Origin of the sequence: Duganella sp. SG902, from assembly GCF_013376005.1 — a bacterium.
Classification (GTDB): domain Bacteria; phylum Pseudomonadota; class Gammaproteobacteria; order Burkholderiales; family Burkholderiaceae_D; genus Rugamonas.
Map to the genome: position 1 here is coordinate 431,473 of NZ_JABMJK010000005.1, position 21,086 is coordinate 452,558.

At 65.0% G+C, this 21,086-nt stretch carries 16 protein-coding genes and 2 tRNA genes; 11 read left to right on the forward strand and 7 right to left on the reverse strand.

Annotated features, from left to right (window positions below):
• Positions 1 to 129: 129 nt before the first annotated feature.
• The 9 genes from FHW83_RS14065 to ahpF all read left to right on the forward strand — a co-directional run bounded on the left by FHW83_RS14065 (position 130) and on the right by ahpF (position 14,476).
• Complete coding sequence (locus FHW83_RS14065) at positions 130 to 2,253, forward strand: M3 family metallopeptidase (protein WP_229224172.1); 2,124 nt, start codon at positions 130 to 132, stop codon at positions 2,251 to 2,253.
• Positions 2,254 to 2,279: 26 nt separating this feature from the next.
• Positions 2,280 to 4,406 carry a M3 family metallopeptidase gene (locus FHW83_RS14070; protein WP_176646963.1) on the forward strand — a complete coding sequence of 709 codons (2,127 nt, stop codon included), beginning with the start codon at positions 2,280 to 2,282 and terminating at the stop codon, positions 4,404 to 4,406.
• 80 nt (positions 4,407 to 4,486) lie between these two features.
• Positions 4,487 to 4,690, forward strand: a complete 204-nt coding sequence (locus FHW83_RS14075; RefSeq protein ID WP_176646964.1) for a VF530 family DNA-binding protein — start codon at positions 4,487 to 4,489, stop codon at positions 4,688 to 4,690.
• Between the two features lie 13 nt (positions 4,691 to 4,703).
• A complete protein-coding gene (locus tag FHW83_RS14080) occupies positions 4,704 to 4,979 on the forward strand; it encodes a DUF4404 family protein (RefSeq protein ID WP_176646965.1) in 276 nt (91 codons plus the stop codon).
• A 296-nt stretch (positions 4,980 to 5,275) separates the two neighbouring features.
• Positions 5,276 to 7,630 carry a YgiQ family radical SAM protein gene (locus FHW83_RS14085; protein ID WP_218106264.1) on the forward strand — a complete coding sequence of 785 codons (2,355 nt, stop codon included), beginning with the start codon at positions 5,276 to 5,278 and terminating at the stop codon, positions 7,628 to 7,630.
• 151 nt (positions 7,631 to 7,781) lie between these two features.
• Positions 7,782 to 9,236, forward strand: coding sequence for an Ig-like domain-containing protein (locus FHW83_RS14090; protein ID WP_176646967.1), 1,455 nt, complete (start codon positions 7,782 to 7,784; stop codon positions 9,234 to 9,236).
• 84 nt (positions 9,237 to 9,320) lie between these two features.
• Positions 9,321 to 12,128 carry an EAL domain-containing protein gene (locus FHW83_RS14095; protein WP_176646968.1) on the forward strand — a complete coding sequence of 936 codons (2,808 nt, stop codon included), beginning with the start codon at positions 9,321 to 9,323 and terminating at the stop codon, positions 12,126 to 12,128.
• Between the two features lie 86 nt (positions 12,129 to 12,214).
• Positions 12,215 to 12,778, forward strand: coding sequence for an alkyl hydroperoxide reductase subunit C (gene ahpC / locus FHW83_RS14100; protein ID WP_176646969.1), 564 nt, complete (start codon positions 12,215 to 12,217; stop codon positions 12,776 to 12,778).
• Between the two features lie 99 nt (positions 12,779 to 12,877).
• The gene (ahpF, locus tag FHW83_RS14105; RefSeq protein WP_176646970.1) at positions 12,878 to 14,476 is read left to right on the forward strand and encodes an alkyl hydroperoxide reductase subunit F; all 1,599 of its coding nucleotides are present in this window, start codon (positions 12,878 to 12,880) and stop codon (positions 14,474 to 14,476) included.
• 226 nt (positions 14,477 to 14,702) lie between these two features.
• Here the strand turns inward: ahpF and FHW83_RS14110 are convergent, their stop codons facing one another.
• From FHW83_RS14110 to FHW83_RS14140, 7 genes are all read right to left on the reverse strand, one after another.
• Positions 14,703 to 15,470: a hypothetical protein gene (locus tag FHW83_RS14110; RefSeq protein WP_218106265.1), complete on the reverse strand. Its 768-nt coding sequence runs from the start codon at positions 15,468 to 15,470 to the stop codon at positions 14,703 to 14,705.
• Between the two features lie 170 nt (positions 15,471 to 15,640).
• Positions 15,641 to 16,768, reverse strand: coding sequence for an AI-2E family transporter (locus FHW83_RS14115; RefSeq protein ID WP_176646972.1), 1,128 nt, complete (start codon positions 16,766 to 16,768; stop codon positions 15,641 to 15,643).
• Complete coding sequence (locus FHW83_RS14120) at positions 16,765 to 17,247, reverse strand: cyclic nucleotide-binding domain-containing protein (protein ID WP_176646973.1); 483 nt, start codon at positions 17,245 to 17,247, stop codon at positions 16,765 to 16,767. The genes FHW83_RS14115 and FHW83_RS14120 overlap by 4 nt, the downstream gene beginning before the upstream one ends.
• An 81-nt stretch (positions 17,248 to 17,328) precedes the next feature.
• A complete protein-coding gene (locus FHW83_RS14125; protein WP_176646974.1) occupies positions 17,329 to 17,934 on the reverse strand; it encodes an ATP-binding cassette domain-containing protein in 606 nt (201 codons plus the stop codon).
• A complete protein-coding gene (locus tag FHW83_RS14130; RefSeq protein WP_176646975.1) occupies positions 17,925 to 19,025 on the reverse strand; it encodes a hypothetical protein in 1,101 nt (366 codons plus the stop codon). The genes FHW83_RS14125 and FHW83_RS14130 overlap by 10 nt, the downstream gene beginning before the upstream one ends.
• 78 nt (positions 19,026 to 19,103) lie before the next feature.
• Positions 19,104 to 19,180 (reverse strand) — tRNA-Asp (locus FHW83_RS14135).
• Between the two features lie 21 nt (positions 19,181 to 19,201).
• A tRNA-Val gene (locus tag FHW83_RS14140) sits at positions 19,202 to 19,277 on the reverse strand.
• A gap of 102 nt (positions 19,278 to 19,379) precedes the next feature.
• On the opposite strand from FHW83_RS14140, the gene FHW83_RS14145 reads away from it, so the two are divergent.
• Together FHW83_RS14145 and FHW83_RS14150 are read left to right on the forward strand one after the other, a co-directional pair.
• Positions 19,380 to 20,651: an MFS transporter gene (locus FHW83_RS14145; protein ID WP_176646976.1), complete on the forward strand. Its 1,272-nt coding sequence runs from the start codon at positions 19,380 to 19,382 to the stop codon at positions 20,649 to 20,651.
• Between the two features lie 64 nt (positions 20,652 to 20,715).
• Positions 20,716 to 21,072: a nuclear transport factor 2 family protein gene (locus FHW83_RS14150; RefSeq protein ID WP_176646977.1), complete on the forward strand. Its 357-nt coding sequence runs from the start codon at positions 20,716 to 20,718 to the stop codon at positions 21,070 to 21,072.
• Positions 21,073 to 21,086: the final 14 nt, after the last annotated feature.

Sequence of the window (21,086 nt, forward strand, 5' to 3'; positions counted from 1 at the left end):
GGTTTCCAATCAATTGCAGTGCAGCACATTTTGCGGGTGACGCGCGTGTAATTCCCCTGCTAAGATCGTCGGCTTCATGCTGCGCCTGTCCGCGCGCCAGCATTTTTCCAGCACCTGAGAAAGAACCCCATGAACCGTCCTCACATGCTTGTCATTGCCGCCGCGCTTGGCGTGGCGTTCTCGCAAACCGTACTGGCGGCGCCGGCCGCCGCGCTGGCCGGCAACCCGCTGGCCACCGCCAGCAGCCTGCCGTTCCACTATCCGGCGTTCGACAAGATCAAGGACGAGCACTTCATCCCGGCCTTCAACGAAGGCATGCGCCAGCAGTTGAATGAGATCGAGGCCATCGCCAACAACAAGGCCGCGCCGACCTTCGACAACACCATCGTGGCGATGGAAAAATCCGGCGCCCTGCTGACCCGCGTGCAGACCGTGTTTTACAACCTGCAAGGCGCCAACACCAACGACAAGCTGGACGCCATCGACAGCGAAATGTCGCCCAAGCTGGCCGCGCACAGCGACGCCATCTTCCTGAATCCAAAACTGTGGGCGCGTGTGAAGTCGCTGTACGAAAAACGCGAGTCGCTCAAGCTGGACGCGGAATCGAAGCATCTGCTGGAACGCTATCACACCGATTTCGTGCGCGCCGGCGCCAAGCTGTCGGCCGCCGACAAGGAAAAGCTGAAGGCCATCAACGGCGACATCGCCAAGCTGCAAACCGCCTTCACCCAGAACGTGCTGAAGGAAACCAACGCCTCGGCGCTGGTGGTGGACAGCCGCGCCGAACTGGCTGGCATGAGCGACGCCGCCATCGACGCCGCAGCAGCAGCCGCCAAGGCCAAGGGCATGGACGGCAAATTCCTGGTCGCCGTGGTCAACACCAGCGGCCAGCCGCCGTTGGCCGAGTTGACCAACCGCGCCACCCGCGAGAAGCTGATGGCGCTGTCGCTGGCACGCGGCAGCCATGGCGGTGAATTCGACAACCGCGAGCTGGTGCTGAAGATCGCCAAGGCGCGCGCCGAGAAGGCCACCCTGCTGGGCTACGCCAACTACGCCGCCTACTCGCTGGAAGACCAGACCGCGCACGACACCGCCTCGGTCAACAAGCTGCTGGGCGAACTGGCCAAGCCGGCCGTCAACAACGCGAAGAAGGAGGCGGCCGACCTGCAAGCCGTGGTCGACGCGGAAAAGGGCGGCTTCCAGATCGGCGCCGCCGATTGGGCCTACTACACCGACAAGGTGCGCGCCCAGCGCTTCGCCTTCGACGAGAACCAGCTCAAGCCTTACTTCGAACTGGACAACGTGCTGACCAACGGCGTGTTCTACGCCGCCAACAAGCTGTACGGCCTGAGCTTCAAGGAGCGCAAGGACCTGCCGGTGTACAACCCGGACGTGCGCGTGTTCGACGTGTTCGATGCCGATGGCAAGCAGCTGGCCATCTTCCTGGCCGACATGTACGCGCGCCCCAACAAACAGGGCGGCGCCTGGATGAACGAGTACGTGTCGCAATCGTCGCTGCTGGGCAACCACTCGGTGGTGGCCAATCACCTCAACATTCCGAAGCCGCCAGCCGGCGAGCCCACGCTGCTGACCTACGATGAAGTGAAGACCGCCTTCCACGAGTTCGGCCACGCCCTGCACGGCATGTTCTCCAACGTGAAGTATCCGCGCTTCTCCGGCACCAGCGTGCCGCGCGACTTCGTCGAGTATCCGTCGCAAGTGAACGAGATGTGGGCGGTCTGGCCGGAAGTGCTGACCAACTATGCGAAGCATTACAAGACCGGCGCGCCGATGCCGAAGGAGCTGCTGGACAAGGTGCTCGCGGCGAAGAAATTCAACCAGGGTTTCATGACCACCGAATACCTGGCCGCCTCGCTGCTGGACCAGCGCTGGCACCAGCTGACCCCCGCACAAATCCCGACCGACGTACTGGGCTTTGAAGCACAGTCGCTGAAGGACATGGGCGTGGACTTCGCGCCGGTGCCGCCGCGCTACCGCACCACCTACTTCTCGCACAGCTTCTCCGGCGGCTACTCGGCCGGCTACTACGCCTACCTGTGGTCGGAAAAGCTGGATGCCGATACGGTTGAGTGGTTCAAGGAAAACGGCGGCCTGCAACGCAAGAATGGCGACTGGTTCCGCGCCAAGCTGCTGTCGCGCGGCGGCACCGACGATGCGATGAATCTGTTCCGCAATTTCCGTGGCCGCGATCCTGTGATCGAGCCGCTGCTGGATCGCCGCGGCCTGAAATAATATAAATAGTTTATAAGGATAATTGCATGAACCACGCCAACGTCATTATCGCCGCCAGCGTAGCGGCCGTTTTCAGCATCGCCCACGCGGAGCCGGCCTCGCTGCTGCCGGTGTCCAACCCGTTCGCCAAGCCGAGCACCCTGCCGTTCGGCTATCCGGCCTTCGACAAGATCAAGAACGAGGACTACGCCCCGGCGTTCGAGGAAGGCATGCGCCAGCAAGCCGCTGAAGTCGACGCCATCGCCAACAACAAGAAGCCGGCCACCTTCGACAACACCATCGTCGCCATGGAAAAGTCGGGCCAGCTGCTGAACCGCGTATCGACCGTGTTCTACAGCCTGTCCGGCGCCAACACCAACGACACCTTCAAGGCGCTGGAGCGCGACCTGTCGCCGAAGCTGGCCGCGCACAACGACGCCATCCGCCTGAACGGTAAGCTGTACGCCCGCATCAAGTCGCTGTACGACAAGCGCGACAAGCTGCATCTGGACGCCGAGTCGAAATACCTGCTGGAACGCTATCACACCGACTTCGTGCGCGCCGGCGCCCAGCTGTCGGACGCCGACAAGCAGAAGCTGAAAGCCATGAATGGCGAACTGGCCAAGCTGCAAACCACCTTCGCCCAGAACGTGCTGGAAGAAGCCAACGCCTCGGCGCTGGTGGTCGACACGCGAGAGGAGCTGGCCGGCATGTCGGACAAGGCGATCGACGCCGCCGCAGCAGCCGCCAAGGCCAAGGGCCAGGATGGCAAGTTCCTGATCCCGGTGGTGAACACCACCGGCCAGGCCAATCTGGCCGTGCTGACCAACCGCGCCGTGCGCGAGAAGCTGATGGCGCTGTCGCTGGCGCGCGGCAGCCACGGCGGCAAGTTCGACAACACGCAAGTGGTGCTGTCGCTGGTCAAGCTGCGCGCTGAAAAAGCCGCCTTGATGGGTTACCCTAACTTTGCCGCCTATGCGCTGGCCGACCAGACCGCGCACGACACCGACGCCGTCAACAAGATCCTGGCCGAGCTGACCCGCCCTGCCGTGGCCAACGCCAAGAAGGAAGGCGCCGAGATCCAGGCCGTGATCGACAAGGAAAAAGGTGGCTTCCAGCTGGCCGCGCAGGACTGGGCCTTCTACAGCGACAAGGTGAAGGCTGAACGCTTCAACTTCGACGCCAACGAACTGCGTCCTTACTTTGAACTCAACAATGTGCTGACCAACGGCGTGTTCTTCGCCGCCAACAAGGTGTACGGCCTGTCGTTCAAGGAGCGCAAGGACCTGCCGGTGTACAACCCGGACGTGCGCGTGTTCGACGTGTTCGACGCCGACGGCAAGCAGCTGGCCATCTTCATCGCCGACTTCTACGCCCGCTCCAACAAGCGCGGCGGCGCCTGGATGAACGCCTACGTGTCGCAATCGTCGCTGATGGGCACCCGTCCGGTGGTGGCCAACCACCTCAACATCCCCAAGCCGAGCGATGGTGAGCCGACCCTGCTGACCTACGACGAACTGCGCACCATGTTCCACGAGTTCGGCCACGCGCTGCACGGCATGTTCTCCAACGTGAAGTACCCGCGCTTCTCGGGCACCCGTGTGCCGCGCGACTACGTCGAGTTCCCATCGCAGGTGAACGAGATGTGGTCGGTCTGGCCGGAGGTGCTGGCCAACTACGCCAAGCACTACCAGACCGGCGCGCCGATGCCGAAGGAGCTGCTGGACAAGGTGATCGCCTCGAAGAAATTCAACGAGGGCTTCCGCACCACAGAGTACCTGGCCGCCTCCATCCTGGACCAGAAATGGCACCAGCTGGGCGTGTCGCAGATCCCGGCCGACGTGCTGGGCTTCGAGGCCGCCGCGCTCAAGGAAGCCGGCATCGATTACGCGCCGGTGCCGCCGCGCTATCGCACCACCTACTTCTCGCACACCTTCGCCGGCGGCTACTCGGCCGGTTACTACGGCTATGTGTGGGCCGAGAAGCTGGACGCCGACGCGGTCGAATGGTTTGTCGAAAACGGCGGCATGCTGCGCAAGAACGGCGATTACTTCCGCAAGATGCTGCTGTCGAAGGGCGGCACGCTGGACGCGATGCAGATGTACCGCAACTTCCGCGGTCGCGACGCCAAGATCGAACCGCTGCTGGAGCGCCGTGGCCTGACCGAAAAGTAAGCCTGCGTTAGCTGCCCCACGACGAGGCCATGCTTGATTTTGTTAAAATCAGGTATGGCCTTTTGATTTTTGAGTAAGATATGAACAACCAACTGCACGGCGTGACGCTGGAGGCGATCGTGACTCGCCTGCACCAGTATTACGGCTGGGAGCAACTGGCGCGGCGGATCGATATCAATTGTTTCCACAACGATCCAAGCATCAAGTCCAGCCTGAAATTCCTGCGCAAGACGCCTTGGGCCAGGGCGCAGGTCGAGGAACTATACCTGGCCACCAATTTCTGAACAGGGGACGCATATGGACAGCAATCTGAAAACCTCGCTCAAGACGCTGCACGCCAACCTGGCCAACGCCGGTCCCGTCGATGAGGAATTGCTGGAACTGCTGCGGCAACTGGATGGCGACATCAAGACGCTCATCGAGCGCGGCGCCGAGCCGGCGCCGGGCGAGTCCAGCACCTTCGGCCTGGCCGAGCGCACGCAGGAGCTGTCGGCCAAGTTCGCCGTCAAGCATCCGCAGCTGGAGCCGGCCCTGCGCGAGCTGGGCACCATCCTGTCGAACATGGGTATTTAAAAAGGCAATAAAAAACCCGGGGAAGCCAGGTCCCCGGGCGGCCAGCGTTACTCAAACACCGGCGATTGCTGGCAGAAGTGTCCTGCCGCTCCTCCGTTATAGCAAAGATCCCCCTCAATTCAATGCGAGACTGACATCATTTCTTGCAAGTGATTGAATAGTAAAAGAAAATTTATTTCGCGGTGAGCGTAGCGGTCGCATTTCCGGTACAATACCGCCCCATGAATCCCCCTACCAATTTATTTGCGGCCGTCCCGAAGCGGTCTGCCCGCGCTCCCGTTGCGCCTTTCCTGCCGATGTCCCGTCAAGAGATGGACGATCTGGGCTGGGACGAGTGCGACGTCATCCTGGTGACCGGCGACGCCTATATCGACCATCCGAGTTTCGGCATGGCCCTGGTCGGCCGCCTGCTGGAGGCGAACGGCTACCGCGTCGGCATCATCGCCCAGCCGGACTGGCAGTCGGCCGACGCCTTCCGCGCGCTCGGCAAGCCGCGCCTGTACTACGGCGTCACGGCCGGCAATATGGATTCGATGGTCAACCGCTACACGGCCGACCGCAAGCCGCGCTCGGACGACGCCTACACCCCCAACGGCGAGCCGAACAAGCGTCCCGACCGCGCGGTGTCGGTGTACGCCCAGCGCTGCCGCGAAGCCTTCCCCGGCACGCCGGTGGTGATCGGCTCGATCGAGGCCTCGCTGCGCCGCATCGCCCACTACGATTACTGGTCGGATAAGGTGCGCCGCTCGGTGCTGTTCGAGTCCAAGGCCGACATGCTGATCTTCGGCAACGCCGAGCGCGCGCTGGTCGACCTGACCCGCCGCATGGCCGAGGGCGAGAGCATCAAGACCATCCGCGACCTGCGCGGCACCGCCTTCCTGGTGCCGGCCGGCTGGATGCCGGGCGAGGACTGGGGCGTGCACAACTCCACCCGCGTCGATACGCCGGGCAAGATCGACAAGCACGTCGACCCGTACCTGATGGTCGAGCCGAACTCGCCGACCTGCGCCACCAGCAGCGACCCGAACGCCAAGCCGGCCGAAGAAGCGAATCCGGCCATGGTCGAGCCCACCAAGGCCGCCGCCGCCGCCGGGCCGGTGTCCGCGCCCGAGCCGGCCCCGGCGCCGTCCGAGTACAAGCCGATCCGCATCATGAGCCGCGAGGAACGCCGCGCCATGGAGCTGGAAAAGCACCACAGGACCGTGGTGCGCCTGCCGTCCTACGAAACCGTGGCCAACGACCCGGTGATGTACGCGCACGCCTCGCGCGTGTTCCACCTGGAATCGAATCCCGGCAACGCGCGCGCGCTGGTGCAGGGCCACGGCGACCGCGACGTGTGGATGAACCCGCCGCCGCTGCCGCTGGCCATGGACGAGATGGACAACGTCTACGACATGAACTACGCCCGCGCGCCGCACCCGAGCTATGGCAACGCCAACATCCCGGCGTGGGAAATGATCCGCTTCTCGGTCAACATCATGCGCGGCTGTTTCGGCGGCTGCACCTTCTGCTCGATCACCGAGCACGAGGGCCGCATCATCCAGAGCCGCTCGGAGCCGTCGATCCTGCGCGAGATCGAGCACATCCGCGACAAGACCAAAGGCTTCACCGGCATCATCTCCGACCTCGGCGGCCCGACCGCGAATATGTACCGCCTGTCCTGCAAGGACAAGGAAATCGAGCAGACCTGCCGCCGCCTGTCGTGCGTGTACCCCTCGATCTGCGTCAACCTGGGCACCAACCACAATCCGCTGATCAAGCTGTACCGCCGCGCCCGCGAGATCCCGGGCGTGAAGAAGATCCTGATCCAGTCCGGCCTGCGCTACGACCTTGCGGTGCGTTCGCCCGAGTACGTCAAGGAACTGGTGACCCACCACGTCGGCGGCCTGCTGAAGATCGCGCCCGAGCACACCGAAACCAATGTGCTGAGCAAAATGATGAAGCCGGGCATCGGCGCCTACGACGAGTTCAAGCAGCTGTTCGAGAAGTATTCGCTGGAGGCGGGCAAGAAGCAGTACCTGATCCCGTACTTCATCGCCGCCCACCCGGGCGCCACCGACGAGGACATGCTGAACCTGGCGCTGTGGCTGAAGAAGAACAACTTCCGCCTCGACCAGGTGCAGACCTTCATGCCGACCCCGATGGCCATGGCCAGCGCCATGTACCACTCGCGCCGCAACCCGTTGCACAAGGTCACCGAGGATTCGGAGGAGGTGTTCACGCCGCGCAGCCTCAAGCAGCGCCAGGCGCACAAGGCCTTCCTGCGCTACTACGATCCGAAGAACTGGCCGATCCTGCGCGACGCGCTGCGCAACATGGGCCGGGGCGACCTGATCGGCACCGGCGAGCGCCACCTGATCCCGCCGTACACGCCGGGCGAGGAGAATTTCAAGGCGTCGCAGGGCAAGCGCGCGATGCCGATGCTGGCGCCGGGCGCCGACAAGCGCGGCGGCAAGGGCTTGCCCGTGGCCGGCGGCCGCGGCCGTCCGAACGCCCTGACCGGCTCGCTGACCGCGCGCCAGTCGGTGGAAACCAAGGCCAAGCCGTCCATCCTCGACACCATCAAGGTCAAGAAAGCCGCGCCGGCCCCGGCCAAGGGCGGCAATCCCGGCCGCGCGGCAGCCGCCAGCGGCGGACGCGGCCGGAAGTAGGCAAGTTTAGATCGACGTTCCCAGGGGAAATGTTGTAAATTTCCTTATCGGCGCAAATGCGTGGATAATTCAGGTCTGCTCGTGCGATGCGCTGCTGGCGCGCAGGGTTACACTGCTCGCACCGCAGACCTTCTCTGTGAACTGGACGATCATGACAAACTTTAAATTCTCCTCCCTGCTGCTGGCGCCGCTGTTTGCCGTGCTGGCCGCCTGCGGCGGCGGCGGCGACAAGGGCAGCTCGACGCCCACCAACACCACCCCGACGCTGAAAAGCATCGCCCTCGCCATCCCGAGCAGCACGATTCCAATCGGCTCCAGCCAGACCATCACGGCCACCGGCACCTACTCGGACGGCAGCACCAAGGCCCTGAACGCGGCCAGCGGCCTGACCTGGTCCACCAAGAGCGGCGGCGCCAGCGTGGCGCAGATCTTCAGCAGCGGCAAGGTGACCGGCGTGGCGGTCGGCACGGAAACCATCAACGCCACCCAGGAAAGCGTGGTCGGCAGCATCACCCTGACCATCACCGCGCCGTGGACGGCGGTCTCGGCCGGCGGCTTCCAGACCATCGCCCGCAAGGCCGACGGCAATCTGTACGCCTGGGGCCAGAACAACTGGGGCCAGCTGGGCGACAGCAGCACCACCCCGCGCAACGCGCCGGTGCTGGTCAACGCCGGCGCCGGCACCACCGCCTGGAAGCAGGTGGCGGTGGGCGACCAGTTCGCGGTCGGCATCCGCGCCGGCACCGGCGCCACCGCTACCGGCGGCACGCTGTGGGCCTGGGGCTACAACCAGAACGGCCAGTTGGGCGTGGACGCCACCCAACTGGTCAGCCGCTCGACCCCGACCATTATCGGCAAGGATACCGACTGGGCCTACGTGGTGGCCGGCAAGGGCCACGTGCTGGCGCTGAAGACCAACGGCACCCTGTATGCATGGGGCCGCAACGCCAACGGCCAGCTGGGCGACGGCACCACCATCGGTAAATCGACCCCGACCAAGATCGGCACCGCCACCTGGATCGCCATCGCTGCCGGCGGCACCCATTCGCTGGGCATCCAGAAGGATGGCTCGCTGTGGACCTGGGGCGGCAACTCGGACGGCCAGCTGGGCAACGCCTCGACCGGCGCCGACGTCACCGCGCCGGTCAAGATCGGCAACCTGACCTTCACCTCGGTGTCGGCCGGGGCCGCGCACTCGATGGCGATCAGCGCCAACGGCGGCCTGTACGCCTGGGGCTTGAACAGCTCGGGCCAGCTGGGCAACAACGGCTCGACCTCGTTGACCGCGCCGACCCAGATCGGCACCGACAACAACTGGGCGGTGGTCGCGGCCGGCGCCATCCACACCATGGCGGTGCGCACCGACGGCACGCTGTGGGGCTGGGGCTCGAACGCCGAGGGCCAGCTGGGCGACGGCAACGGCGACGCGCTGGCGCCGGTGCAGATCGGCACCGGCAACAACTGGGTCACGGTCAGCGTCGGCACCGGCCACAGCTTCGGCCTCAAGACCGACAACACCCTGTGGGGCTGGGGCCGCAACCAGGAGGGCCAGCTGGGCAACGGCAAGAACGTGTTGTCGCCGATCCCGGTGAACGTGCCGAACTAAGTCTTTCTGTTTCGCGCAACAACGGACGGCCTGGCCGTCCGTTGCTTTTTGTCCCCGCGCGATGGCATACGCTACACTAGCGCCATGGCCTTCCCCTCCCCCGTCCTCGCCAAGCTGTGCGCCGCCGCCATCCTCGTGCTGGCCGCCGCCGGGCCGGCCACGGCGCTGGAAAAAGTCACGCTGCGGCTCAAGCACGTGCACCAGTTCCAGTTCGCCGGCTACTACGCGGCGCAGGAGCTCGGCTACTACCGCGAGGCCGGGCTGGACGTGCGCATCGTCGAGGGCCAGGACGGCGACGCGCCCGAGCGCGACGTCATCGCCGGCAAGGCCGAGTACGGCATCGGCAGCAGCAGCCTGCTGCTGGCGCGGCTGGCCGGCAAGCCGGTGGTGGTGCTGGGCGTGATCTTCCAGCACTCGCCGTACGCGCTGGCCATGCGCCAGAGCGGCAGCGAGCCCGACATCCGCCGCATCGTCGGCAAGCGCGCGATGATCGGCTCGCTGGCCAACGACCCCGGCACCGCCGACGAGCTGATGGCCTTCCTGACCAAGGAGGGCGTGCCGCCCGGCAGTTTCCAGCGCGTCGAGCACAGCTTCAATCCGGACGACCTGGTCAGCGGCAAGGTGGACGCCATGGCGATCTACACCACCAACGAGCCGGACACCTTCGACCGCCTCGGCTTCCCCTACGACATCTACAGCCCGCGCGCGGTCGGCATCGACTTCTACGGCGACAACCTGTTCACCAGCGAGCAGGAGATCGCCAACCACCCGGCGCGGGTGCGCGCCTTCCGCGCCGCCAGCATGCGCGGCTGGCAATGGGCGATGAGCCACCAGGAGGAGGCGGCCGACCTCATCCTCGACAAGTATTCGCGCCGCGCCGACCGCCAGCACCTGCTGTACGAGGCGCGCCAGATGGTGCCGCTGGTGCAGCCGGTGCTGGTGGAGATCGGCTACATGAACCCGGACCGCTGGCAGCACATCGCCGAGGTCTACGCCAGCCTCGGCATGCTGCCGCGGCACGCGCGCTTCGACGGCTTCATGTACCGCGTCGAGAATGGCGGCGCCAGCCTGCTGTGGCTGTACCGCGCGCTGGGCGCGGTGGCGCTGTTGCTGGTGCTGGGCGCGGCCATCCACTTCAGCATGCTGGCGCGCGAGCGCAAGCGCGCGCTGGAAGCCATCCGCAAGGGCGAGCGGCGCTTCCGCACCATGTTCGAGGCCTCGCCGCTGGGCATCGCGCTGGTCGATTCGATCAGCTACGAGTACCGCGACATCAACGCCCGCTACCAGGAGATCCTCGGGCGCTCGCAGCAGGAGCTGCGCGCCATCCGCTGGCTCGAGGTCGGCCACCCGGACGACATGGTGCACGTCAAGGCGCAGATGGCGCTGCTGACGGCGCGCCAGATCAGCAGCTTCAAGGCGCAGTGCCGCCTGTTCAAGCCCGATGGCGGCGTGGCCTGGATCGAGGTCTCGGTCAACGCCATCGACACCGAGGCCGGCAGCCACCCGCACCACCTGTGCATGATCGAGGACGTGACCGCCAAGAAGCAGAGCGAGGCGCTGATCTGGCAGCAGGCCAACTTCGACACCCTGACCCGCCTGCCCAACCGCCGCATGTTCCTCGACCGCCTGGCGCACGACATGCTCAAGAGCCAGCGCGACCAGTCGCGCATCGCCCTGCTGTTCATCGACCTCGACCACTTCAAGGAGGTCAACGACACGCTCGGCCACCAGCAGGGCGACGTGCTGCTGGTGGACGCCGCGCGCCGCATCGGCGCCTGCGTGCGCAAGTCGGACACGGTGGCGCGGCTGGGCGGCGACGAGTTCACCGTCATCCTGTGCGAGCTGGACGCGCCCGACCATGTCGAGCGCATCGCCCAGGACATCCTGAGCCGCCTGCTGCAGCCGTTCGAGCTGGGCGCCGAGCAGGCGTTCGTCTCGGCCAGCATCGGCATCACCCTGTACCCGGACGACGCGCTCGACATCGACAACCTGCTCAAGCACGCCGACCAGGCCATGTACGCGGCCAAGGGCGCCGGCCGCAACCGCTACAGCTATTTCACGCCGACGCTGCAGGTGGCCGCGCTCAGCCGCATGCGCCTGACCAACGACCTGCGCGGCGCGCTCAAGGGCGAGCAGTTCGAGCTGTACTTCCAGCCCATCGTCCACCTCGAAAGCGGCGCCATCCACAAGGCCGAGGCGCTGATCCGCTGGAACCACCCGCAGCGCGGCGTGGTGAGCCCGCAGGAATTCATCCCGCTGGCGGAGTCGAGCGGCCTGATCATCGAGATCGGCGAATGGGTGTTCCGCGAGTCGGCGCGCTGGGTGCGGCGCTGGCGGCAGGAGCTGTATCCCGATTTCCAGATCAGCCTGAACCAGTCGCCGCTGGAGTTCCAGCGCGAGGGCGGCTCCTACGACGGCTGGCTGCGGCAGCTGCAATCGCTGGCGCTGCCGGGCCAGTCGCTGGTGGTGGAGATCACCGAGGGCCTGCTGCTGGACGCCAGCAGCGCCGTCAGCGACCGCCTGCTGCAGCTGCGCGACGCCGGCATCCAGGTGGCGCTGGACGATTTCGGCACCGGCTATTCCTCGCTGTCCTACCTGAAGAAGTTCGACATCGACTACCTGAAGATCGACCGCTCCTTCACCCGCAACCTGGCGCCGGACTCGAGCGACATGGCCTTGTCCGAGGCGATCATCGTGATGGCCCACAAGCTGGGCCTGAAGGTCATCGCCGAAGGGGTGGAAACCCCCGAGCAGCGCGAGCTGCTGGCCGCCGCCGGCTGCGACTACGGCCAGGGCTACCTGTTCGCCAGGCCGCTGCCCGCCGCCCAGTTCGATGCCTTCCTGCGAGATAATGCTATCCCGTTTGCGGCATCGATAGTCAAATCCAATTGAAACTATTGGAACAATCAATTTTGCAAATAGGGTAAAAGCCCTTAAACTGGCGTCTCAATGATTCACAACCCAACGAGGAAACCACAATGTCCCTGATCAACACCCAAATCAAACCATTCAAGGCCACCGCATATCACGCAGGCAAGTTCATCGACCTGAGCGAAGAGTCCCTGAAAGGCAAGTGGTCCGTTCTGATGTTCTACCCAGCCGACTTCACCTTCGTGTGCCCAACCGAACTGGAAGACCTGGCCGAGCAGCAACCTGAATTCGCCAAGCTGGGCGTGGACGTGTACGGCGTGTCGACCGACACCCACTTCGCGCACAAAGCATGGCACGACACCTCGGACGCCATCAAGAAAGTCAACTACCCGCTGATCGGCGACCCAACCGGCACCCTGTCGCGTAACTTCGAAGTGATGATCGAAGAAGAAGGCCTGGCACTGCGCGGCACCTTCGTGATCAATCCGGAAGGCTTCATCAAAGTGATGGAAGTGCACGACAACGGCATCGGCCGCGACGCCACCGAACTGCTGCGCAAAGTGAAGGCAGCCAAGTACGTTGCCGAGCACCCAGGCCAGGTATGCCCAGCGAAATGGACCGAGGGTGCGGCTACCCTGACCCCATCGCTGGACCTGGTCGGCAAGATCTAAGTCTTGAACGACACTGCAGCAAACAAGTAGTTACCGCGATGCCGGACCGGGCGTCCGGCCCGGCATACGCCTAAATATTTGTGAAAAGGAAGAAAAATCATGTTGGACGCTACCCTCAAAACCCAGTTGAAAGCCTACCTGGAAAAGGTGGTACAGCCGATCGAGCTGGTCGCTTCGCTTGACGACAGCGCCAAAGCCCGCGAGATGAAAGAACTGCTCCTCGAAATCGCCGAGTTGAGCGACAAGATCTCGCTGGTCGAGCGTGCCGAAGCCGGCGTGCGTACCCCGTCGTTCAGCATCAACCGTGCAGGCACCGATATCGGCGTGCGTTTCGCCGCCATCCCGATGGGCCACGAATTCACCTCGCTGGTGCTGGCGCTGCTGCAAGTCGGCGGCCACACCATCAAATTTGACGAAGCCGTGATCGAGCAAATCCGCAACCTGGATGGCGATTACGAGTTCGAAACCTTCATGTCGCTGACCTGCCATAACTGCCCGGACGTGGTGCAGGCGCTGAACGCCATGTCGGTGATCAACCCGCGCATCAAGGTCACCACCATCGACGGCGGCCTGTTCGCCAAGGAAGTGGAAGAGCGCCAGATCCTGGCCGTGCCGATGATGTTCCTGAACGGCCAGCACTTCGGCCAGGGCCGCACCTCGGTCGAGGAAATCCTCGCCAAGCTGGACACCAACGCCAGCGTGCGCGCCGCCGCCGAGCTGAGCAAGAAGGACGTGTTTGACGTGCTGGTGGTCGGCGGCGGTCCCGCCGGCGCGGCCGCGGCCATCTACGCCGCCCGCAAAGGCATCCGCACCGGCGTGCTGGCCGAGCGTTTCGGCGGCCAGGTGCTGGACACCCTGGCGATCGAGAACTTCATCTCGGTGAAGGAGACCGAAGGACCGAAGTTCGCCGTCGCGCTGGAACAGCACGTCAAGGAATACGAGGTCGACATCATGAACACCCAGCGCGCCAGCAAGCTGGTGCCGCTTGGCAAGGTGGTGGAAGTGCAGACCGCCTCCGGCGCCGTGCTCAAAGCCAAGTCGGTGATTCTGGCGACCGGCGCCCGCTGGCGCGAGATCAACGTGCCGGGCGAGAAGGAATACCGCAACCACGGCGTGGCCTACTGCCCGCACTGCGACGGCCCGCTGTTCAAGGGCAAGCGCGTGTCGGTGATCGGCGGCGGCAACTCCGGCGTGGAAGCGGCGATCGACCTGGCCGGCCTGGTCAAGCATGTGACGCTGATCGAGTTCGGCGCCGAACTGCGCGCCGACGCGGTGCTGCAACGCAAGCTGCGCAGCCTGCCGAACGTCACCGTGATCACCTCGGCCCAAACCACCGAGATCCACGGCGACGGCAAGATCGTCAACGGCCTGAGCTACACCGACCGCAACACCAACGTGTCGCACAAGGTCGAGCTGGAAGGCGTGTTCGTGCAGATCGGCCTGGTGCCGAACACCGAGTGGCTGAAAGGCGCGGTGGCGCTGTCGCGCCACGGCGAGATCGAAGTCGACGCGCGTGGCCAGACCTCGGTGCCGGGCGTGTTCGCGGCCGGCGACGTCACCACCGTGCCGTACAAGCAGATCATCATCGCCACCGGCGAAGGCGCGAAAGCGGCCCTGTCCGCCTTCGACCACCTGATCCGCTCGGATGACACGGAAGTGGTGGAAGAGTCGGCGGACAAGCATGCAATGACTGCCTGATCCGAAAGAAAACGGGAGCCTCGGCTCTAATGCCGTACAGTTAAACGCCGTCGTTCCGGCGAAGGCCGGAACCCATAGAACGCATGTACTGTGGTAACGCAAGCTTTGCATAGATTCCGGCCTACGCCGGAATGACGACTTAAACGCTAACTGAACGACATTAGAGCCTCGGCTCCCGCTTTCGCGGGGGCGGCGGGGCTGCTCCTGGCCGGTTATGGCCAATCTCTCAGTAGAAGCGTATTCCGGGCCTGAGTAAGAGCTGGAATATTAGAAGCAAGCCCAGGACCGCGACCAGCGGCGATGCGAGGGATCCAACCACGACATCATTGCCTGCGGCCTTGCCCTTGGAGCGCCAGGCGCCAGCCTGGATCCACACCACGCCGACCAGGCTGACCGCGATCGGTACCAGGAGCACTTCGATCCACTCACGCGGTATGCGGAACAGGACGATTAGTGGCAGCGCCAACAATGCCGGCACGGTGGCCGCCCCCAATACAAAATGTTGCCGCCCTTTCGGGGTCGCGCAGAGCGCCGGACCGCCCAACTGGCCGAACAGCAGGCGGCCGAGCCAGGCGGCAGCCAGCGGAATGAGCGCCAGCGCGACCAGGGCGGCGAGTGTTTTGCTTGTCGTGCCAAGACCGAAATACGTCATGGCCATGCCGATATCGCTTTGGTCGCTCAGGGCGCCAATCACGATCTGAGGCAGCGCCATGAACACGCCGCTGTAAGCCATCCAGAATAAAAACAGGCGCTGCGCCACGGAGCGGCCAACGCCTCGTCCGAACAACCTCGCGCAAAGTCCGCCGCTCAGCAGGGTCGCCAGCGCGCCCGTCCCCTGGAATAAGCTCGCCAGTGGGTTTGATCCCTCCCAGATGTGGTTGTTGTGAAACAGCGTGGGCCGCAAGCCCGGCGTAAAGGCCTTGGGCAATACGAGGAACAGCTCCTGGATGAAGAACGTGAGATTGAAAGCGATCACATACGTCAGCGCCGACATCACCGTCAGTCTCACGTTCCACGCGATGACACGGTCCGGGGCAGGGGATGCGCGAGTCGCTTTCGACCGCCCTGCCAAAGCCAGTGACAAGGGGCCCGCGAAAACTATCAGTATCACTGCAATGCCGATCACGCTTGCACTTGTCATCAACGCTCCCTCTTGAACTGTCCCTAGGACGTCAGGTCATAGCTGGCTTGCTTGGCGCGCAAATCCATGGCGTTGCGGTGGCGCGCGCGCAGGCGCGGGTCGGTGATCAGCCGGCCCAGCGTTTCGCCGATCACCATCACCACGCCCAGCAGGGGCAGCACCAGCATCAGGCCCGCCACCCCGGCCACCGAGCCGCCGATGAAGATCATCAGCACGGTGATCAAGGGATGGATGTGCAGGCTGCGGCCCAGCGTCAGCGGCATGAACACGAAGTCGTCCAGCAGGCGCACGCAGATGAACACGCCGATGGCCAGGTAGGCCACCGAGGGATCGGCCGGCGCGTCGGTCGAGGCCACCATTACCACCAGCACGCAGCCGACGATCGAGCCCACGTACGGCACCCACGCCAGCACCGCCGAGATTAAGCCCAGCGTCAGCGGCGAGGACACGCCGATCGCCCACAGGCCAAACGCCAGCACCACCGTGTCCAACATGGTCAGGCGGATCAGGCCCTGGAAGTAGCGGTGCGCCGTCTGGTCGACCTCGTGCAGCAGGCACAGCGTGCGTTCAAAGAAGGCGTTCGGCACCGCGCGCGCCAGGAACTTCTTGAAGCGCAGGCCGTCGCGCAAAAAGAAGAAGGTCAGGAACGGCGCCAGCAGCAGCGACGGCAGCCATTCCAGCACCGACACCAGGATGTCGGTCAGGTGCGATTGCAGGAAGTCGCCGGTGAACTCGGTCATGCGCTGGTTGATGGTGTCGGCCAGCTGCACTTGCCGCAGGATGGGGAATTGCTGCTCCAGCGCCACCAGCGTGTGGCGCACGAACTCCAGGCCGCCCGCCAGGTAGATGCCCAGCATGTCTTGCCACGAGGTGGTGGGGGAGGATTTCCAGAACACCGCCGCCATCACCGCCAGCGTCACGATCAGCACGAACACGGCGCCCACCAGCAGGGTCGCGCCGTTCTGGCTGAAGCCCATGCGGATCAGGCGCTGCGTCGGCGGTTGCAGGATGTAGTACAGCACGATCCCCAGCAGGAAGGGGATCGCCAGGAACAGCATTTGCTGCAGCAGGAACAGCAGCACGCAGGTGGCGGCGATGATGCCGCTCCACACCACCGGTCCGCCGCGCTGTTGGGAAGGCAGCAGGTTCATAGCGCCTCGACTTGCGGCTTGCCGGTCATCCAGTCGCGCAGGCGCTGGCCGATGTAGCGCGCCAGGGCCAGCGAGATCTTGTAGCCGATCACGGGATCGGTATCCATCAGGCCCATGAAGTCGGCGCGGAAGAACACCGCCAGCTCGCAGTTGTCCAGCGCGCGCGTCTGCGCGTTGCGCGGCGAGTTGTCCAGCAGCGCCAGGTCGCCAAAGAAGGAGCCGGCCGACAGTTCGGCCACCACCTCGCGCCCGGCGCCGAGCTGGCGGCTGATGATGACGCGGCCGGACATCACCAGGTACAGGGCCTGGCCTTCCTCGCCTTCGTCGAAGATGATTTCGTCGGCCAGGTAGCGGCGTTCGTGCATCAGGCCGTCCACGATCTTCAGTTCGAGCGGCGTCAGCGACGAGAACAGGGCCGATTCTTTCAGGCGCAGCAGGCGCGGCGACAGCTCGGGCGATTTGAGGAAACCGAAAATCAAGGGAACTCCAGGGGCGAGGACAGGATGTGTCTGGTATTGTCGCCGGTTTTCCGTCCTTGCTGCGTGTTTGTTGTTAAGAACTCACAGTTGCAAGGTGCTCACAAGCGGCAGCGCCGGATCGAGGTGGCTGGTGAGCAGGATGCACTGGCGCGCCAGGCGCTCGGGTGCCGCCAGCTGCTGGCGCAGGTAGGCGACCGCGTCGGCGTCGAGGCCGTTGAAGGGCTCGTCGATCAGCAGCAGGCCGACCGGCAGCGACAGGGCCAGCGACAGCTGCATCTTCTTGTGCTGGCCGAGCGAGAGCGTGGTGACCGGCTGGTCCAGCGTGGGCAGCAGGTGGAAGGCCGCCAGCTCGGCGTTCAGGCGCGCGGGATCGGCGCCGGCATACAGGGCGACGTGCATGTCCAGCACTTCGCGCACGGTCAGCCACGGCAGTTGCGGGGTGTCGCCGCCGCAGTAGTAGCAATGCAGACGGTAGGTCAGCGGCTGTGCATGAATTTCGATGTCGTCCAGCCAGATCTTGCCGCTGTGCGGGGTCAGCGCGCCGCCGATCAGTTTCAGCAGCGTGGTCTTGCCGGCGCCGTTCTCGCCGCGCAGCCAGGTGATGCCGTTGCCCAGTTGTAGGTCGAACCGGTTGAACAGCGGGTGGCTGGCGTATTCGAAGGTGAGTTGTTCGATTCTTAGTTCCATAATTCGCTTCCAATGGCGGTCAGGATGACGATGGCGCCGAGCACCAGGCCCACGCGGCCGCGCACGCTCAAGCGGCGCAGCGCGACCACCGCGAGCTGGGCGACCGCGGCGAAGCACAGCCAGACGGTGGCGACGATGTGGCTGTAGCCTTCGGCCGCGCGGCCCAGCGTCAGCAGTGCGAACCAGCCGAGCACGCACAGGCCGGGCAGCAGGGTGAAGCCGATGGCCAGGCGGTACAGGTGATCGGCGCGCAGCGGCCACTGCGCGGCGACCGGGCGCAGCAGGGCGATTTGTTCGGCCACGGCCTTGTCGCCGCGATCGGTCAGCAGCATGGTGAACAGCGCGGCGCAGGCGCCCCACAGCGCGGCAGGCACCACGGGCGGATGCCATAGCCAGACAGCGACGCTGGCCAGCGCGCCGCCCAGCAGCAGGGTTTGCTGAATGCCGACCACGTTCTCGGCGCGCCAGAACGGCAGCCAGAAAAGCTGCCGCCAGTAGTAGGGCAGCGCGAGGCCGCCGCGACGGACGCCGGCGGGGACGTAGGCACGCGGCGCGTGGCGATGCGCGGATGGCTTGTGGGCGGCGGGTGGACGGGCGCGCAGGGCCAGTGTCAACGTGGAGAGCAGCCAGGCCAGCAGCAGCGAGGCGATTGTCAGCATGACGGCTTGCGCGGCGACGGGACGCAGCCAGTCCGGCCATTGGTACAACCAGATCGCGCCGGAGACCGCATAGGCCGCGCTCAGCGGGCCGACGATCATACCGGCCACCGCCGCGTCGGCGCCCCACTTGCCGCGCGTTGAAATCGGCAGCGGACGGCTCCAGGCCAGCACCGCCGCCGGATGCAGGCGCTTGCGCAGCAGCCACACCGGCAGGCTGGCCAGCACCGTCTGCCCGGCGAACAGGGCCAGCGCTTCGGGCCACGGCCGGGTGGCGGCGAACATGCCGGGCAGGGCGATCACGGCCAGCAAGCCGACCAGCACCGGGCCGAAGCCCAGCAAAATATATTCAAGCGAACTTTGGAGACTGCGCGCGAACTGCAGCAGCGCGTGGCGCGCCAGCCGAAGCCGAAACTGAAGATAGGAATTTTTCATTGCCAATCAGCTTACAGCAACATTCTGAGGCGGAAATGAAAAAGGCCCGATGCGAGCATCGGGCCTTTCTCGGAATATTGGCGGAGCGGACGGGGCTCGAACCCGCGACCCCCGGCGTGACAGGCCGGTATTCTAACCAACTGAACTACCGCTCCAATTCGTTTTACTAAGTTGTCTGGTGGGTGCTGAGAGGGTCGAACTCCCGACCTACGCCTTGTAAGGGCGCCGCTCTACCAACTGAGCTAAGCACCCAGAAAACTTATCGCAGTTTGTCACAACTGCTGAACGAGGCCGTATTCTATAGGACGGATATTCACTTCCGCAAGGCCTTTTGTAAATTATTTAGAATTTTCCATGAATGACAATCTTGATTCCCTGTACAAGCGCGTCAGCTGGCGGCTGATGCCTTTTCTGTTCCTGTGCTTCGTGGCGGCTTACCTGGACCGGGTCAACGTCGGCTTCGCCAAATTGCAGATGCAGGCCGACCTGGGTTTCAGCGACGCGGTGTATGGCATCGGCGCCGGCATCTTCTTCATCGGTTACTTCCTGTTCGAGGTGCCGTCGAACCTGCTGATGACGCGCGCCGGCGCGCGCATCTGGATCGCCCGCATCATGATCAGCTGGGGATTGATTTCGGCGGCGCTGATGTTCACCAACAGCGTGGCCACCTTCTACCTGCTGCGCTTCCTGCTGGGCGCGGCCGAAGCCGGCTTCTTCCCCGGCATCATCCTGTACCTGACCTACTGGTATCCGGCGCAGCGGCGCGCGCGCATGGTGGCGGTGTTCATGAGCGGCGTGGCGGTGGCCGGCGTGGTCGGCGGTCCGCTGTCCGGCTGGATCATGAAGGCCTTCGCCGGTGTCCATGGATGGAATGGCTGGCAGTGGCTGTTCCTGCTGGAAGGCGTGCCGTCCGTGCTGCTGGGCGTGTGGACCCTGTTCTACCTCGACGACGGCATTCGCGGCGCGCGCTGGCTCAGCGAGTCGGACAAGCAGGCGCTGGAACGCGAGATCGCCGCCGACCGCCAGCAGCAACAGCACATGCCGCTGGCGCGGCTGTTCCGCAGCGGCGAGGTGTGGCTGCTGGCGCTGGTGTACTTCCTGTGCGTGATGGGCCTGTACGGCGTGAGCTTCTGGCTGCCGCAGCTGATCAAGAACAGCGGCGTGAAAGATGTGTTCGACATTGGCCTGCTGTCCGCCGTGCCCTACCTGGTCGCGGCGGTCGTCATGGTGCTGGTCGCGCGCCGCTCGGACCGCACGGGCGAGCGCCGCTGGCATACGGCCGGCGCCGCGCTGGCCGGCGCGCTGGGGCTGGTGGCCGCCACCCTCTACAGCGGCGACACCGCGATCGCGCTGGCGGCGCTGAGCGTGGCCACGGCCGGCATCCTCACCACCTTCCCGATTTTCTGGAGCTTGCCGACCGCGCTGCTGGGCGGCGCGGCGGCGGCGGCCGGCATCGCCATGATCAACTCGATCGGCAACCTGGCCGGCTTTGTCGCGCCCTACCTGGTGGGCGCGGTGCGCGACGCCACCGGCAGCACCGCCAGCGGTATCTACCTGATCGCCGCCAGCCTGCTGGCCGGCGCGCTGCTGGTGGTGACGGCGGTGCGGCGATTACCTGGGACGTAATCGCCGCCGCCGCGCGATCTCCGCACAATGAGGCTTCCTCACCACCTCAACCAAGGAGATCATCATGAGCAACCCAGCCCACATCGCCGCCCAATACCTGGCCGTCTGGAACGAACGCGACGCCGCCGCCCGCCGTGCGCTGGTGGCCCGCACCTTCAGCCTGGATGCCGACTACGTGGACCCGATGATGCGCGGCGCCGGCCACGACGGCATCGACGCCATGATCGCCGGCGCGCAAAGCCACTTCCCCGGCCACCGCTTCGCGCTGGACGGCACGCCGGACGGCCACAACGACGTGGTGCGCTTCTCGTGGACGCTGGCCGCGCCCGACGGCAAGCCGGTCGCCAACGGCACCGACGTGGCGCGCGTGGCCGCCGACGGCCGCCTGGCCAGCGTGACCGGCTTCCTCAACGCGGCGTGATAGATTACCGCCAT

Excerpts from the sequence above, each read along its gene's own strand:
- FHW83_RS14145 (WP_176646976.1), top strand. The coding sequence starts at position 19,380 with ATGAATGACAATCTTGATTCCCTGTACAAGCGCGTCAGCTGGCGGCTG.
- FHW83_RS14115 (WP_176646972.1), bottom strand. The coding sequence starts at position 16,768 with ATGAACCTGCTGCCTTCCCAACAGCGCGGCGGACCGGTGGTGTGGAGC.
- ahpC (WP_176646969.1), top strand. The coding sequence starts at position 12,215 with ATGTCCCTGATCAACACCCAAATCAAACCATTCAAGGCCACCGCATAT.
- ahpF (WP_176646970.1), top strand. The coding sequence starts at position 12,878 with ATGTTGGACGCTACCCTCAAAACCCAGTTGAAAGCCTACCTGGAAAAG.
- FHW83_RS14150 (WP_176646977.1), top strand. The coding sequence starts at position 20,716 with ATGAGCAACCCAGCCCACATCGCCGCCCAATACCTGGCCGTCTGGAAC.
- FHW83_RS14110 (WP_218106265.1), bottom strand. The coding sequence starts at position 15,470 with ATGTCGGCGCTGACGTATGTGATCGCTTTCAATCTCACGTTCTTCATC.
- FHW83_RS14130 (WP_176646975.1), bottom strand. The coding sequence starts at position 19,025 with ATGAAAAATTCCTATCTTCAGTTTCGGCTTCGGCTGGCGCGCCACGCG.
- FHW83_RS14080 (WP_176646965.1), top strand. The coding sequence starts at position 4,704 with ATGGACAGCAATCTGAAAACCTCGCTCAAGACGCTGCACGCCAACCTG.
- FHW83_RS14085 (WP_218106264.1), top strand. The coding sequence starts at position 5,276 with ATGTCCCGTCAAGAGATGGACGATCTGGGCTGGGACGAGTGCGACGTC.
- FHW83_RS14095 (WP_176646968.1), top strand. The coding sequence starts at position 9,321 with ATGGCCTTCCCCTCCCCCGTCCTCGCCAAGCTGTGCGCCGCCGCCATC.
- FHW83_RS14070 (WP_176646963.1), top strand. The coding sequence starts at position 2,280 with ATGAACCACGCCAACGTCATTATCGCCGCCAGCGTAGCGGCCGTTTTC.
- FHW83_RS14065 (WP_229224172.1), top strand. The coding sequence starts at position 130 with ATGAACCGTCCTCACATGCTTGTCATTGCCGCCGCGCTTGGCGTGGCG.
- FHW83_RS14125 (WP_176646974.1), bottom strand. The coding sequence starts at position 17,934 with ATGGAACTAAGAATCGAACAACTCACCTTCGAATACGCCAGCCACCCG.
- FHW83_RS14075 (WP_176646964.1), top strand. The coding sequence starts at position 4,487 with ATGAACAACCAACTGCACGGCGTGACGCTGGAGGCGATCGTGACTCGC.
- FHW83_RS14090 (WP_176646967.1), top strand. The coding sequence starts at position 7,782 with ATGACAAACTTTAAATTCTCCTCCCTGCTGCTGGCGCCGCTGTTTGCC.